12 protein-coding genes are annotated in these 14,148 nt (G+C 64.3%); 5 read left to right on the forward strand and 7 right to left on the reverse strand.

What is annotated here, in order from left to right:
• The 5 genes from RMO23_RS01750 to mfd form a co-directional block, all read right to left on the reverse strand.
• Positions 1–1,547 (reverse strand): ABC transporter ATP-binding protein (locus RMO23_RS01750; protein ID WP_309678377.1); only part of this gene is annotated, 1,547 nt, incomplete at its 3' end.
• A gap of 12 nt (positions 1,548–1,559) precedes the next feature.
• Complete coding sequence (gene serB / locus RMO23_RS01755) at positions 1,560–2,270, reverse strand: phosphoserine phosphatase SerB (RefSeq protein WP_309678378.1); 711 nt, start codon at positions 2,268–2,270, stop codon at positions 1,560–1,562.
• A 210-nt stretch (positions 2,271–2,480) separates the two neighbouring features.
• Complete coding sequence (locus RMO23_RS01760) at positions 2,481–2,876, reverse strand: type II toxin-antitoxin system VapC family toxin (RefSeq protein WP_309678379.1); 396 nt, start codon at positions 2,874–2,876, stop codon at positions 2,481–2,483.
• A gap of 7 nt (positions 2,877–2,883) precedes the next feature.
• The gene (locus RMO23_RS01765; RefSeq protein ID WP_309678380.1) at positions 2,884–3,138 is read right to left on the reverse strand and encodes a hypothetical protein; all 255 of its coding nucleotides are present in this window, start codon (positions 3,136–3,138) and stop codon (positions 2,884–2,886) included.
• A 48-nt stretch (positions 3,139–3,186) separates the two neighbouring features.
• Entirely contained in the window at positions 3,187–6,675 is a 3,489-nt protein-coding gene (gene mfd / locus RMO23_RS01770; protein ID WP_309678381.1) for a transcription-repair coupling factor, read from the reverse strand.
• 107 nt (positions 6,676–6,782) lie between these two features.
• Between mfd and ispD the strand changes: the two genes are divergently transcribed.
• Positions 6,783–7,499, forward strand: a complete 717-nt coding sequence (gene ispD / locus RMO23_RS01775; RefSeq protein WP_405041547.1) for a 2-C-methyl-D-erythritol 4-phosphate cytidylyltransferase — start codon at positions 6,783–6,785, stop codon at positions 7,497–7,499.
• Between the two features lie 28 nt (positions 7,500–7,527).
• Entirely contained in the window at positions 7,528–8,028 is a 501-nt protein-coding gene (ispF, locus tag RMO23_RS01780; RefSeq protein ID WP_309678382.1) for a 2-C-methyl-D-erythritol 2,4-cyclodiphosphate synthase, read from the forward strand.
• Between the two features lie 94 nt (positions 8,029–8,122).
• Here the strand turns inward: ispF and RMO23_RS01785 are convergent, their stop codons facing one another.
• Positions 8,123–9,505 carry an ATP-binding protein gene (locus tag RMO23_RS01785; protein WP_309678383.1) on the reverse strand — a complete coding sequence of 461 codons (1,383 nt, stop codon included), beginning with the start codon at positions 9,503–9,505 and terminating at the stop codon, positions 8,123–8,125.
• A 95-nt stretch (positions 9,506–9,600) separates the two neighbouring features.
• Positions 9,601–10,338: a two-component system response regulator OmpR gene (gene ompR, locus RMO23_RS01790; RefSeq protein WP_309678384.1), complete on the reverse strand. Its 738-nt coding sequence runs from the start codon at positions 10,336–10,338 to the stop codon at positions 9,601–9,603.
• 320 nt (positions 10,339–10,658) lie between these two features.
• Between ompR and RMO23_RS01795 the strand changes: the two genes are divergently transcribed.
• Genes RMO23_RS01795 through RMO23_RS01805 form a run of 3 tightly spaced genes read left to right on the forward strand, consistent with a single transcriptional unit; the run spans position 10,659 to position 14,120 of the window.
• On the forward strand, positions 10,659–12,119 hold the full coding sequence (locus RMO23_RS01795) for a DUF1800 family protein (protein ID WP_405041548.1): 1,461 nt from the start codon (positions 10,659–10,661) through the stop codon (positions 12,117–12,119).
• Between the two features lie 21 nt (positions 12,120–12,140).
• The gene (locus RMO23_RS01800) at positions 12,141–13,355 is read left to right on the forward strand and encodes a DUF1501 domain-containing protein (RefSeq protein WP_309678386.1); all 1,215 of its coding nucleotides are present in this window, start codon (positions 12,141–12,143) and stop codon (positions 13,353–13,355) included.
• Between the two features lie 57 nt (positions 13,356–13,412).
• The gene (locus tag RMO23_RS01805; RefSeq protein WP_309678387.1) at positions 13,413–14,120 is read left to right on the forward strand and encodes an SIMPL domain-containing protein; all 708 of its coding nucleotides are present in this window, start codon (positions 13,413–13,415) and stop codon (positions 14,118–14,120) included.
• The last annotated feature ends 28 nt before the right edge of the window (positions 14,121–14,148 follow it).

The following is a 14,148-nucleotide window of genomic DNA, read 5'->3' on the forward strand; positions in this document are numbered from 1 at the left end:
CGCGCAATCGCGATGCGCTGGCGCTGTCCGCCCGAGAGCTTCACGCCGCGCTCGCCCACATGCGCGTCGTAACCCTTGCGGCCCTGCAGGTCGCCCAGGTTCTGCACGAAGCCATGCGCCTCGGCGCGCCTGGAGGCGGAAATCATTTCCTCCTCGCTGGCCGCCGGCCGGCCGTACGAGATGTTGTCGCGCACCGAGCGGTGCAGCAGCGAGGTGTCCTGCGTCACCATGCCAATCTGGCTGCGCAGGCTGTCCTGCGTCACGCCGGCGATGTCCTGGCCGTCTATCAAGACCCGGCCCGCATCCAGGTCATGAAAGCGCAGCAACAGATTCACCAGCGTGGATTTGCCGGCGCCGGAGCGGCCAATCAGGCCAATCTTTTCGCCCGGCTTCACCGTCAGCGTGAGGCCGTCAATCACGCGCCGGCCCTCGCCGTAGCTAAAGCCGACCTGCTCGAAGCGCACCTCGCCGCGCGGCACCTGCAGCGTGCTGGCGGCGTCGGCGTCGACAATCGCGCGCGGCCGCGACAGGGTGTTGATGCCGTCCTGCACCGTGCCCACGCTTTCAAACAGGCTGGCCATCTCCCACATGATCCAGTGCGACATGCCCTGCAGGCGCAGCGCCATCGCGGTGGCCGCCGCCACCGCGCCGGCACCGACCTGGCCCAGGCTCCACAGCCACAAAGAGGTGCCCGCCATGCCCAGAATCAGGCCCATGCTCAGCGCATGGTTGACGATCTCAAACGCGCTGACCAGCCGCATCTGGCGATAGCCGGTGTGCATGAACTCCTTCATCGCCGAGCGCGCAAAGGCCGCCTCGCGGTGCGTGTGCGAGAACAGCTTGACGGTGCTGATGTTGGTGTAAGCGTCGGTGATGCGGCCGGTCATCAGCGAGCGCGCATCGGCCTGCTGCTTGCCGATGTGGCCCAGGCGCGGCACGAAGAAAAACAGCGAAGCGATATACAGCGCCAGCCAGACCAGAAACGGCACCATCAGCTTGATGTCAAAAGCGCCGGCCAGCACCGTCATGGTGGCGATGTACACCGCCATGGCCACCAGCACATCGGCCAGCACAAACAGCGTGTCGCGCACCGCCAGCGCGGTCTGCATCACCTTGGTCGTCAGGCGCCCGGCAAACTCGTCCTGGTAAAAGGCCATGCTCTGGCCCAGCATCAGCCGGTGAAAGTTCCAGCGCAGCCGCATTGGCAGGTTCACCGCCACGGTCTGGTGCTTGACGATGGTTTGCAGCGCCACCACGACGATGCTGGCCAGCACAACCGCCGCCAGCAGGCTCAGGGTCTCGCCTTTCTCGGCCCACAGGCGCGCCGGCTGCGTCGTCGGCAGCCAGTCCACAATGCGGCCCAGCATGGCAAACAGCAGCGCCTCAAACGCCGCCATGGCGGCCGACAGCACGGCCAGCGTCAGGATGTAGCCGCGCGCGCCCTGGCTGCAGGCCCACAAAAAAGCCATGAACCCCGTGGGCGGCAGTGCCGGCTCGGCGTCGGGGTAGGCGTGCAGCAGGCTTTCAAATTTTTTGAACAGCGGCATGTCGCTCGGTGCTTATTTCAGGACTTCCAGCAGGCGGTCCAGGCCACCTTTGTTGATGGCCACCATGGCCTGCTCGCGCACTCTGGGCTTGGCATGGTAGGCCACCGACAGGCCCGCCACCCCCATCATCGGCAGGTCGTTGGCGCCGTCGCCCATGGCAATCGCCTGCAGCGGGTTGATGCCGAGCAGGGCGCAGGTTTCCAGCAGCATCCTGCGTTTTTCGTCGCCATCGCAAATATCGCCCCAGGGCTGGTCCTCCATCCGGCCGGTCAGCAGGCCGTTTTCAACCCCCAGCAGGTTGGAGCGGGTGTAGTCAATGCCCAGCTCGTCACGGATGCGGTCGGTGAAAAAGGTGAAACCGCCGCTGACCAGCAGCACCTTCAGGCCGGCGGCCTTGCAGGCCCGCACCAGCTCGGCGGCGCCCGGGTTGAGCCGCAGGCGCTGGTGGTACACCTCGTCCATGCTGGCCACCGTCACGCCCTTGAGCAGCGCCACACGCTGGCGCAGGCTGTCCTTGTAGTCGGTGATTTCGCCGCGCATGGCGGCTTCGGTAATGGCCGCCACTTCGGCCTTGCGGCCCGCCGCATCGGCAATTTCGTCCACGCACTCGATGTTGATCAGGGTGGAGTCCATGTCAAAGGCGATCAGCTTGAAGTCGCTGAGTTTGAGGTCGGGCGTGGCGATGTTGACGACCAGGCCGGGGGAAACTTCGGTGGGTTGCATGGTGATCGGGTTACTATTATTTTGATAGCTGCTTGCGCATGATTGACGGGGGCTAGAGGCCTATTTGGCTGTATTTTCGTCATTCCCGCGTAGGCGGGAATCCAGTACGGCGCTTCAATGTGGTTCCGCTATTCGTAGTAGCACTGGATTCCCGCCTACGCGGGAATGACGAACAGGAAGGTATTTCTTGGCACGTCCTTTTGGCTTTGTTCAGTCATGCCAGTTTTCTACTCTTAGGCCCGGCACGCGCTCGAATTCTTTGGTGTTTCGGGTAACCAGCGTCAAATTATGGGCATGCGCTACACCCGCAATTAGCAGGTCATAGTGCCCTATAGGTGTACCGGCTGCATTGAGTTGGTGTTTGATCCAGGCCGCAGATTTGGCGCAATTGTGGTCAAAATTGACCGTTCTGTACGTCTGTGATGCGGTATTCATGCTCTGCCTTTGGGGCGCCGGTCGCATGGAGCGCAACACGCCGTATTCAAGCTCAAACCAGACAACTGTCGGGATCTGGATGAGGTGAGCCGGCACACGCTGCATGCGCATGGCGACTTCCCCCTCATTCTTGAAGAAATAAATCAGTGTGTTGGTGTCCAGTAAATACATCAGCAAGTCACCAGGATTCGCGGGGCAAGTCTGGAACCTCATTGGCACGCAGTTCCTCTGAAGAAGGAAAATCTTGCCAAAGATGGGAATTTGCGGCGATGGATTCAAAAAAGCCCAGAGGGTAGCCGTTGGCATCCGTTTCCGATGCTTGTTCTTTGACCAACTTGGTGATCCAGGCGCTCAATGACAAGCGCGCTGCAGCAGCAGCGGCTTTGGCCCGCCCCATTGCGTCGTCGTCCATGTAAATAGTGACTTGGGACATGATGAGTCTCCATTTAATTACATCTGCAATTATATAAGTGTTTGGCAATTATGTGGTAACGACCTCAAGCTTGGGCTGCCCCAAACTCCGCAGCACATCGCGCACCATCTGCGCGCGGTCTTTAGATTCAGGCAGATCGCGCTCTATGCGCAGCTTGTCGTTTCCGGCCAGCTTGATGTGGCGGTTTTTCTGGATCAAATGCATGATCGCCATCGAGTCGATGGGCGGGTCTTTCTTGAAGGTGATGTTGATGACGCCGGGCGCGGCATCGACCTTGACCACGCCGTAGGGACGGGCAATCACGCGCAGGCGGTGCACGTCGATCAGCGTTTGCGCTTGCGGCGGCAGTTTGCCAAAGCGGTCGACGATTTCCTCGAGCAGGTCGTCAATCTGCTCGGTCTTTTTGGCGGTGGCGAGTTTTTTGTAAAAACTCAGGCGCAGGTGCACGTCGCCGCAGTAGTCGCTGGGCAGCAGCGCGGGGGCGTGCAGGTTGATCTCGGTGGTCACGCTCAGCGGTGACAGCAAATCCGGCTCGCGGCCGGCCTTGAGCGAAGCCACGGCTTCGCTAAGCATTTCGTTGTACAGCTGAAAGCCGACTTCGAGCATGTTGCCGCTCTGGTTTTCACCGAGCACCTCGCCGGTGCCGCGAATTTCCAGGTCATGCATGGCCAGGTAAAAGCCCGAGCCGAGTTCTTCCATCTGCTGAATCGCCTCCAGGCGCTGGCTGGCCTGCTTGGTCAGGCCTTCAATGTCGGGCACCATCAAATAAGCATAGGCCTGGTGGTGGCTGCGGCCGACGCGCCCGCGCAGCTGGTGCAGCTGCGCCAGGCCGAACTTGTCGGCGCGGCTCATCACGATGGTGTTGGCGGTCGGCACGTCGATGCCGGTCTCAATGATGGTGGAGCACAGCAGCAGGTTGTAACGCTGGGCCACAAAGTCCTTCATCACGCGCTCCAGCTCGCGCTCGGGCATCTGGCCGTGGGCCACGGCTATGCGCGCTTCGGGCAGCAGTTCTTCAAGCTTCTGGCGGCGGTTTTGAATCGTTTCGACTTCGTTGTGCAGAAAATAAACCTGGCCGCCGCGCTTCAATTCGCGCAACACGGCTTCGCGGATCACACCGTTGTTTTCGCTGCGTACAAAGGTCTTGATGGCCAGGCGGCGCTGCGGTGCGGTGGCAATCACACTGAGGTCGCGCAGGCCTTCCAGCGCCATGCCCAGGGTGCGCGGAATCGGCGTGGCGGTCAGCGTCAGCACATCGACCTCGGCGCGCATGGCCTTCATGGTTTCCTTGTGGCGCACGCCAAAGCGGTGCTCTTCGTCAATGATCAAGAGGCCCAGACGCTCAAATTTCACGTCCTGGCTCAGCAGCTTGTGGGTGCCGACCACGATGTCGACGGTGCCATCGGCCAGGCCCTTGATGGCGGCGCTGATCTCCTTGCCCGACCTGAAGCGGCTCATCTCGGCGACCTTGACCGGCCACTTGGCAAAGCGGTCGACCAGCGTCTGGTAGTGCTGCTCGGCCAGCAAGGTGGTGGGCGCCAGCAAGGCCACCTGCTTGCCGCCGGTGATGGCGATGAAGGCGGCGCGCAGCGCCACCTCGGTTTTGCCGAAACCCACGTCGCCGCAGACCAGCCGGTCCATCGGGCGCGGGCTGATCATGTCCTGAATCACCGCATGGATGGCGGCGCGCTGGTCGGCGGTTTCGTCAAAACCGAAGTCGTTGGCAAAGGCTTCGTAGTCACCCGGTGAGTAGCGGAAGGCATGGCCCTCGCGCGCGGCGCGGCGGGCATAGATGTTGAGCAGCTCGGCGGCGGAATCGCGAATCTGCTCGGCCGCCTTGCGTTTGGCTTTTTCCCACTGGCCGCTGCCCAGGCGGTGCATGGGCGCTTCCTCGGCGCTGACGCCGGTGTAGCGGCTGATCAGGTGCAGCTGGCTGACCGGCACGTAGAGCGTGGCCTTGTCGGCGTATTCGAGGTGCAAAAACTCCTGCAGCGCAGGCGTGCCGTCGGGGGTTTTTTCCTGGCCCAGGTCCAGATTGACCAGGCCCTTGTAGCGGCCTATGCCGTGCGCGCTGTGCACCACCGGGTCGCCGACATTGAGTTCCGAAAGGTCCTTGATCAGCGCTTCGACGTCGCTGACCTGTTCCTGTTTTTTGTTGCGACGGCGGATGCTGACGCCCGCGGCAAACAGCTCGGTTTCGGTGACGAAGTCGATGCCTTGTTCCAGCCAGCTGAAGCCGGTATTCAGCCCGGCCGTGGCAATGCCCAGCTTTTCGTCGCTGTGCTGGAACTCTTCGAGCGAGTCAAACGCCGGCGGGCTGACGCCGCTGGCGCGCAGAAAGTCGAGCAGGCTTTCACGCCGGCCATCGCTTTCGGCCAGCAGCAGCACGCGGTGGGCGGTGTTGCGCACATGGGCCTTGAAGCGGGCCAGCGGGTCTTCGGCGCCGCGCACCACGGCCATGTCGTCGAGTTTTTGAAACTGCGCGTTGTCGGCCACGTCCTGCACGCTGGCGCGCAACGCCAACTGCGCATGGTCATTGGCGCGGGCGTAAAACTGCTCGGTACTCAGGAATAGCGACTCGGGCGGCAAGGCGGGGCGGTCGGGCGCGTCACGCACCAGCCGGTAGCGGTCCTTGGTGTCTTGCCAGAAGCGCTGAAACGCCGGCTCCAGGTCGCCGTGCAGCACCACCGTGGCCTGGCTGCCCAGGTAGTCGAACACCGTGGCGGTGTCTTCAAAAAACAGCGGCAGGTAATACTCGATGCCGGCCGTGGCGACACCGTTGCCCATGTCCTTGTAGATGCGGCTTTTGGTCGGGTCGCCATCGAGCAGCTCGCGCCAGCGGCTGCGGAATTTGGCGCGCGCGTCGTCGTCCATCGGAAACTCGCGGCCCGGCAGCAGGCGCACTTCGGGCACCGGGTAGAGGCTGCGCTGGCTGTCGGGGTCAAAGGTGCGGATGCTGTCGATCTCGTCGTCAAACAGATCGACCCGATACGGCACCAGCGAGCCCATGGGGAACAGGTCGATCAGGCCGCCGCGCACCGCGTATTCGCCGGGGCTGACCACCTGCGTGACGTGGCTGTAACCGGCCAGCGTCAACTGCGCTTTCAAACGGGCTTCGTCGAGCTTTTGCTTGACCTTGAACTCAAAGGTGTAGCCGGCCAGAAAACTGGGCGGGGCGAGCCGGTACAGCGCGGTGGTCGCCGGCACGATGACGACGTCGGCGCCAGTTTCCTTGTTGCGTTGCTGGATGCGCCAGAGCGTGGCCAGCCGTTCGCTGATCAGGTCCTGGTGCGGCGAGAAGGTGTCGTAGGGCAGGGTTTCCCAGTCCGGGAACAGCGCGCAGCGCAGCGTGGGTGCAAAAAAAGCGATCTCGTCCATCAGGCGCTGGGCCGTGGTGGCGTCTGCCGTGATGATGGCGGTGAGCTTGCCCGCCAGTTTTTCGCGCAGGCCCAGTTCGGCCATTAGCAGGGCATCGGCCGAGCCCACGGGCTGGGGCAGGGTGTAGCGTTTGCCGGTAGTAAGTGCGGGTAATTGCATGAAGGGCTCGGTGACGAAAATCGGCGGAAAACGACGGGCACCCCAAACCATGCGGAATGGGGCGCCGTGCTTATTCAAGCACCAATTTTAGAATCTATGATGAAGTGATGATGACCCGCCCCGCCGAAACCCGTTTTTTTGCCCTGATTCCCTGTGCCGGACAGGGCAGCCGCGCCGGCGGGGCCACGGCCAAGCAGTACCAGCGGGTGGCCGGCCAGCCCATGGTGCTGCACACGCTGGCAGCGTTTGCGGCGGTGCAGCGCCTGGCCGGCACGCTGGTGGTGGTGGCGCCGGGCGACGGATTTTTTGCGCCGATGCAGGGCCGGGCGTTTGAGGTCGCGGCTTGCGGCGGTGCCAGCCGGGCCGACAGCGTGGCCGCGGGCCTGCGGGCGCTGCTGGCGGGCGGGGCTGGGGCGCAAGACTGGGTGCTGGTGCATGACGCGGCCCGCTGCCTGATCACGCCGGCGCAAATCAACCAGCTGATGGAGGCCTGCCAGCAGGATGCGGTGGGCGGGCTGCTGGCGCTGAAGCTGCCCGATACGCTGAAGCGCGAAAGCGGTGGCCGCGTGGCGGCCACGCTGGAGCGCGGCGACAAATGGCTGGCGCAAACGCCACAGATGTTTCGCATCGGGCCTTTGCTGGAGGCGCTGAAAACCGCCGGCGCGGCAGCGGTCGGGGCCGTGACCGACGAATCCAGCGCCATGGAAGCCATGGGTCTGGCCCCCAAACTGGTCGCCGGCAGCGCGCAAAATTTCAAGGTCACCTACCCCGAGGACTTCGCGCTGGCCGAGGCGATACTCAGCCGACGCAGCCCTGCCGCCTGAGACCTGTTTTTTCTTGACCCATCCCGCCATGAATCCAGTGCCAACCCCCAAGCCTCCCACTTTTCGCATCGGCGAGGGCTGGGACAGCCACGCGCTGGTGCCGGGACGCAAGCTCCTCATCGGCGGGGTGGAGATTCCCCACACGCTGGGCCTGCTCGGGCATTCGGACGCCGACGTGCTGCTGCACGCCATCACCGACGCCTTGCTGGGCGCGGCCGCGCTGGGCGACATAGGCTCGCATTTCCCCGACACCGACGCCCGCTTCAGGGGCGCCGATTCCATCGCGCTGCTGGCGCACACCGGCCGCCTGCTGGCTGAATGCGGCCTGCAGATTGGCAACATCGACAGCACCGTGATGGCCCAGGCGCCCAAACTGGCGCCGTACATTCCGGCGATGCGGGCGCGCATTGCCGACGCGCTGGGCTTGCAGCTGGGTCAGGTCAATGTGAAAGCCAAGACCGCCGAAAAGCTCGGCCCGGTCGGGCAGGGCCTGAGCATGGAGGCGCGGGCGGTCGTAGTGCTGTACTGAGCGCGTGTTCTGCTATATTTTTAATAGCTGTCTACGTACATGTTTATTGGGCTGGAGCGCTATTTCGCTAAAAAAAAAGCAGGCAAAAACCGGGCTAATGCCGGCCGCGGCGCAGCTTGATGTGCGCCGACAGCCCGCCGGTGCTGGTGTTGACCAGGTTGAACACGCCGCCCATGCGCTGGATGGTTTTGTCCACAATCGCCAGGCCCAGGCCGGCGCCGGTGGCGGCGGTGCGCGCCGCGTCGCCGCGGAAAAATGGCCGCGTCAGCTTGGGCAGGGTTTCGGGGGCCACGCCCATGCCGTGGTCGCGCAGCTTGAGCAGCACCCACTCGTCCTTCGCCTTGGCGGCGATCTCGACCAGCGCGATGCCGGTTTCGGCGGTTTTGCCGTAGCGCCTGGCGTTTTCCAGCAGGTTGGACAGCACCCGCGACAGCTCGACTTCGTCGGCCATGACCGTCGTGTTGTCCGGAATGCTGACCGTGACACGCAGGTCTTCATAGTCGCCAATGGCGTATACGGCCGCATCGATCACGGCGCCGAGCGAGACTTCTTCCAGCCGCGCCGATTCGGGCCGGGCGTAGTCGAGAAACTTGTCGATGATGGCGTCGAGCTGGGCGATGTCGGCCACCATGTGCTGGCGGGCGTCGACGTCGGCCACGCTCATCTCGGTTTCCAGCCGCAGGCGCGCCAGCGGCGTGCGCAGGTCGTGCGAAATGCCGGCCAGCATGATGACCCGGTCCTGCTCGATCTTGGACAACTGCTCGGCCATGCGATTAAAGCCGATGTTGACCTGGCGAATCTCGCTGGTGGAGACCTTTTCGTCCAGCAGGCTGGCGTCGAAGTCGCCGTCGCGCATGCGGCTGGCCGCAAACGACAGCTGCTTGAGCGGCTCGTTGATCAGGCGCGCAATCAGCGCCGCACCGGTCAGCGACAAGGCGGCGGCGATGGTGAGCCAGATCACCCAGGTGCTGTTGCGCGATGTCCCTATCATGGACGGGTCGGTCAGCAGCCAATAGGCGTCGCCGTCGATCGCAAAGCCCACCCACAGTCCCTTCTGGCCGTTGACCGAGCTGGCCACCACCGTGCTGGGCCCCAGCCGGGCCTTGATCTCCTGGGTGATGCGGTCCGCCAGTTCGTCGCCCTGAAACAGCTCAAACTGGTCCTTGGGTTCGCGCGGGGCAATCCGCACCCGCTCCTCGTCGGCCAGGGTTTTGATCAGCGAGACACGGGCAATCGAGTCGGAATAGCGCAGCGCGGCCCGGCTCAGGTTGACCAGCGAAGCCAGCTGGTGCGCGCTCTGGATCGCGCGCGGCTCGGACTCCAGCGCCCGAAAGGTCTGCAGCCAGGCCACGATGGAGCCGAGCAGCAGCAGCGCCAGAAAGAAAAAGGTCCGCCAGAACAGGCTGAACTCCCGGCGCGGGCGTGCCTCCAGCGGCGCCGGCGCGGTTTCAAGCGGTATCGGGTTGGTGAAGTCCATGGGAAAAGAGCCGGCAGGACGGGGATGTGCGTAGCAATGGCGAAAGTGCTGGCGCGTGTAGGGCTGCTTGCGGCTGCCTGCTCTGTGGGGCGGCTTTAGTTGGTGCCGTCCGGCACAAACACGTAGCCAATGCCCCAGACGGTCTGGATATAGCGCGGCACGGCGGCGTCCACCTCAATCAGCTTGCGCAGGCGCGACACCTGCACGTCCAGGCTGCGGTCAAACGGCTCGAACTCGCGGCCACGCGCCAGTTGCGCCAGCTTTTCACGCGACAGCGGCTGGCGCGGATGCCGCACCAGGGTTTTGAGCATGGCAAATTCGCCGGTGGTCAGCGGCAGCTCCTCGCCGTTTTTGTGCAGGGTGCGCAGGCCCATGTCAAACGAGAACGGCCCGAAGGTGATCACCTCCTGGTCGCTCGATGGCGCGCCCGGCACTTCGACCGTCGGGCGGCGGCGCAGCACCGCATGGATGCGGGCCAGCAGTTCGCGCGGGTTGAAGGGCTTGGCCAGGTAATCGTCGGCGCCGACTTCGAGGCCGACGATGCGGTCCACGTCCTCGCCCTTGGCGGTCAGCATGATGATGGGGGTGCGGTCATTGGCGGCGCGCAGGCGGCGGCAGATCGAAAGGCCGTCCTCGCCCGGCATCATCAGGTCGAGCACGATCAGGTCAACCGCGTCCCGCAGCAGGATGCGGTTCAGCGCCTTGCTGTCTTCGGCGAGGATGACTTCAAAACCTTCCTGGGCAAGGTAGCGGCGCAGCAGGTCACGAATGCGGGCATCGTCGTCAACGATCAGAATTTTGTCGGCGCGGCCAGTGGTTTGAGCTTGGGTCATGGTGGTCTGGTAATTTGTAACAAGCCCATTTTGAAGGCTGAAAATGCCGAATGTCGCTTTTTTCAGTCACTTTGACACACTGTTACAAAGTTTGCGGTGCAGCGCAAGCGGCACATGAAGCCGATGTGCACCATGGCTAGCCTCAGGGCGTTGGTGTAGGGCCGGGCGGTGGATCGCCCCGCTTTTTGGCGCTGCGGTGGCACCGCGCCTGGCCCAGCGTCCGTTTTTTTCCAGGTCCCGGGAGCTCCATGAAAACTATAAAAACCATAGCAAAGTGCCTAGGCTTGGCAACGGTTATTGCAAGCACGCTGGCAACCGGCATGCAGGCGGCCAGGGCCGATCCGGCAGCCGTGGCGGCGCCCATGACGGCCAGCCAGGCGCGCCACCTGCTGGTGCGCACCGGCTTCGCGCCGGACCAGGCCGAGGTCAATGCGCTGACCGGCCAGAGCCCCCGGCAGGCCGTGGCAGAGATTGTGCGCAGGGCGCAGGCCGCCGTCCCCCTTTACCCGCCCCCCGCTTTTGTGGCAAAGCCGCCGCCCATTCCTTTTCGATGGCTGGCGAGCCAGGAAGAGCGGCAGGCCCTGCGCCGCGAGCAACTGCGCCAGGGGCTGGAGATCAAGAGCTGGTGGCTGCGCGAAATGATCGCCACGCCGACACCGCTGGCCGAGCGCATGACCCTGTTCTGGCACAACCACTTTGCCACCTCGCAGCAAAAAGTGGTGCGCTCCCAGGCCATGTGGCGCCAGCACCAGTTGCTGCGCGCCAACGCGCTGGGCAATTTCGGCACGCTGCTGCATGCGGTGGCCAGGGACCCGGCCATGCTGGTCTACCTGGACGGCGCCATCAGCCGCCAGGAAGCGCCCAACGAAAACTTTGCGCGCGAAGTGATGGAACTGTTCACCCTGGGCGAGGCCAGCCAGGGCGGCCGCTACACCGAGCAGGACATCCGGGAAGCGGCGCGCGCCTTCACCGGCTGGAGCGTCGACCGCGATGACTTCAGCTTCAGGTTTCGGCCGGCGTTTCATGACAGCGGCAGCAAAACGCTGCTGGGCCGCAGCGGCAACCTCGATGGCGATGCCGCGCTCGACATCCTGCTGGAGCAGCCGGCGGCGGCGCGCTTTATCGTCGGCAAGCTCTGGAAGGAGTTTGTCTCGCCCGAGCCTGCTGCAGCCGACGCGGCAGAGATAGCGCGCATCGCCGAGCGTTTTCGTCAAAGCCAATACGACATCAGCACCGCGCTGCAGGACTTGCTGCTGAGCGATGCCTTCTGGGACCAGCGCAACCGCGGCAGCCTGATCAAGTCGCCGGTTGACCTGGTGGTGGGCACGGTGCGGCAACTGGGCATGGCGGTCGGCGACGCCACGCCCTTGGCGCTGACGGCCGCGCAACTGGGGCAAAACCTGCTGGTGCCGCCCAATGTCAAGGGCTGGCCCGGCCAGAACGACTGGATCAACGCCACCACGCTGCTGCAGCGCAAGCGCTTTACCGAGCAGCTGCTCAAGGCAGCTGAGCGTCAGGACGAGGCCGCGATGGCGCCGTCCGCCATGGGGCAGGGCGCCATGCTGCAGGCGGCCGGTGGCCTGGCCAACACCCGCTTTGACGGCGACCGCTGGCTGGCGCAGTACGGCGGCCAGGCCGACCGGGAGCCTGCCGAGGAAGTCAAAACCCGGCTGGCGCAGGCGTTGCTGGCGGTGCCGCCGACGCAGGCGCTGGCCCGCGGCACGGTGGGCCTGGTCTACCTGCGCGTGCTCACGCTCGATCCGGCCTACCAACTCAAATAAGCAAATAAGGACGGCGCCGCCATGCAACGACGCGACTTTGTCAGCCTGTTTTCCAGCGCCAGCGCAGCGGCCTTGCTGGGCGCCCATGCGCCGGGCTGGGCCCAGGCCAGCGCGCGGCGCGCCGCCTCGGCGGCTGACCGCAACCTGATTCTGGTCGAGCTCAAGGGCGGCAATGACGGCCTGAACACGGTCGTGCCCTATGCCGACAGCCGCTACCACGCGCTGCGCCCCGTCATCGGCCTCAAGCCCGAGGAGCTTATCCGGCTCGACGCCCAGACCGGCCTGCATGCGGCGCTTTCACCGCTGTTGCCGCTGTGGGAAAAGGGCGAACTCGGCATCGTTCAGGGCGTGGGCTACCCGCAGCCCAATCTGTCGCATTTCCGTTCCATCGAAATCTGGGACACCGCTTCCAGGTCTGGCGAATACCTGCAGGAAGGCTGGGTCGCGCGCGGCATGAAGGCCGGTCTGGCGGGGCGCAGCAGTTTCACCACCGAAGGCGTGCTGATAGGCCGCAACGACCTGGGCCCGCTGGCCGGGGCCCGCGCCATCAGCCTGAACAACCCCGAAGCCTTCGTCAACCAGTCCCGGCTGGCGCAGGGCTTGGACGACGCCTTCGTGGCACGCGGCAAAGGCAATCCGGCGCTACAGCACCTGCTGCAGGTTGAAAGCGATGTGAACCAGGCCGCACAGGGCTTGCGGGCCGAGCGCTACAGCTTCAGCACGCAGTTTCCGGCCGGCGCCTTTGGCAACGGCGTGCGGGCCGCTGCGCAGGTGGTCGCCTCGCAAAAAGACCAGGAGGGCAAGGGCGGGGTGCCGGTGATCACGCTGACGCTCGGCAGTTTTGACACGCACCAGAACCAGTTGGCCACCCACGCCAACCTGCTCAGGCAACTGGCCGAGGGCCTGGCCGCGCTGAAAGGCGCGCTGACCGAACTCGGCGCCTGGGAGCGCACGCTGCTGATGACGTTTTCGGAGTTTGGCCGGCGCGCGGCGCAAAACAGCTCCAACGGCACCGACCATGGCACGGCGGCGCCGCACTTCGTGGCCGGCGGCGCGGTGCGCGGCGGCTTTTATGGGCAGGCGCCGGATTTGGACCGGCTCGACAGCACGCAAAATACCGGCTACAGCACCGACTTTCGCCAGCTCTACGCCAGCGTGGCCAAAGACTGGTGGGGCGTCAACCCCGACAGCGTGACCGGCGGCCGCTTCGAGCCGCTCAAATTTCTGGCCACCTGAAGGCTGAAAACCTTTTTCCGCTTTTCCTCTTTTTTAATCCGAAAGGTAATCGAACCGATGCGTACTACAAAATTGATAGCTGCTTGCGCCCTGTTGGTGGGGGCTAGCGCCTCTTTTGCACAAGATATTCAGCGCAACCCGCTGCAAAACGTGGCGCAACTCTCGGCCAGCGGCTCGGTCGAGGTGCAGCAGGATTTGCTGTCAATTTCCATGAGCACCTCGGCCGGCGGCAGCGATGCCAACGCGGTGCAGGCCCAGCTCAAGCAGGCTCTGGACACCGCGCTGACCCAGGCCAAACAGGCGGCCGCGCCCGGCCAGATGGAGGTGCGCACCGGAAATTTCAGCCTCTACCCGCGCTATAACAAGGACGGCAAGATCAACGGCTGGCAGGGCAGCACCGAGCTGGTGCTGGAAGGCAAGGACTTCTCGCGCATCACCACCACGGCCGGCAAAATCCAGACCCTGACGCTGGCCAATGTCAGCTTTGCGCTGAGCCGCGAGCAGCGCGCCAGGGTCGAGGGCGAAGCCCAGGCGCAGGCGATTGAACGCTTCAAGGCCAAGGCGGTCGAGGTCGCCAAAGGCTTTGGTTTTGGTGGCTACACGCTGCGCGAGGTGTCCATCAACGCCAACGAGCAGGGCTACCCGCCGCGCCCGCGTGTGATGGCGATGCAGGCCAAGTCTGAAATGGCCGATGCCGCCGTGCCGGTCGAAGCCGGTAAAAGCACGGTGCTGGTGAATGTCAGCGGCTCGGTGCAGATGAGGTAATGGCGCAGTTCCCGGGCGTTGTCCCGGG

Source organism: Polaromonas sp., from assembly GCF_031411155.1.
Classification (GTDB): Bacteria; Pseudomonadota; Gammaproteobacteria; order Burkholderiales; family Burkholderiaceae_C; genus Polaromonas.

Bases quoted from the DNA above. Each gene is read 5' to 3' on its own strand.
- serB (WP_309678378.1), bottom strand. From the start codon at position 2,270: ATGCAACCCACCGAAGTTTCCCCCGGCCTGGTCGTCAACATCGCCACG.
- RMO23_RS01760 (WP_309678379.1), bottom strand. From the start codon at position 2,876: ATGTATTTACTGGACACCAACACACTGATTTATTTCTTCAAGAATGAG.
- RMO23_RS01765 (WP_309678380.1), bottom strand. From the start codon at position 3,138: ATGTCCCAAGTCACTATTTACATGGACGACGACGCAATGGGGCGGGCC.
- mfd (WP_309678381.1), bottom strand. From the start codon at position 6,675: ATGCAATTACCCGCACTTACTACCGGCAAACGCTACACCCTGCCCCAG.
- ispD (WP_405041547.1), top strand. From the start codon at position 6,783: ATGATGACCCGCCCCGCCGAAACCCGTTTTTTTGCCCTGATTCCCTGT.
- ispF (WP_309678382.1), top strand. From the start codon at position 7,528: ATGAATCCAGTGCCAACCCCCAAGCCTCCCACTTTTCGCATCGGCGAG.
- RMO23_RS01785 (WP_309678383.1), bottom strand. From the start codon at position 9,505: ATGGACTTCACCAACCCGATACCGCTTGAAACCGCGCCGGCGCCGCTG.
- ompR (WP_309678384.1), bottom strand. From the start codon at position 10,338: ATGACCCAAGCTCAAACCACTGGCCGCGCCGACAAAATTCTGATCGTT.
- RMO23_RS01795 (WP_405041548.1), top strand. From the start codon at position 10,659: ATGCAGGCGGCCAGGGCCGATCCGGCAGCCGTGGCGGCGCCCATGACG.
- RMO23_RS01800 (WP_309678386.1), top strand. From the start codon at position 12,141: ATGCAACGACGCGACTTTGTCAGCCTGTTTTCCAGCGCCAGCGCAGCG.
- RMO23_RS01805 (WP_309678387.1), top strand. From the start codon at position 13,413: ATGCGTACTACAAAATTGATAGCTGCTTGCGCCCTGTTGGTGGGGGCT.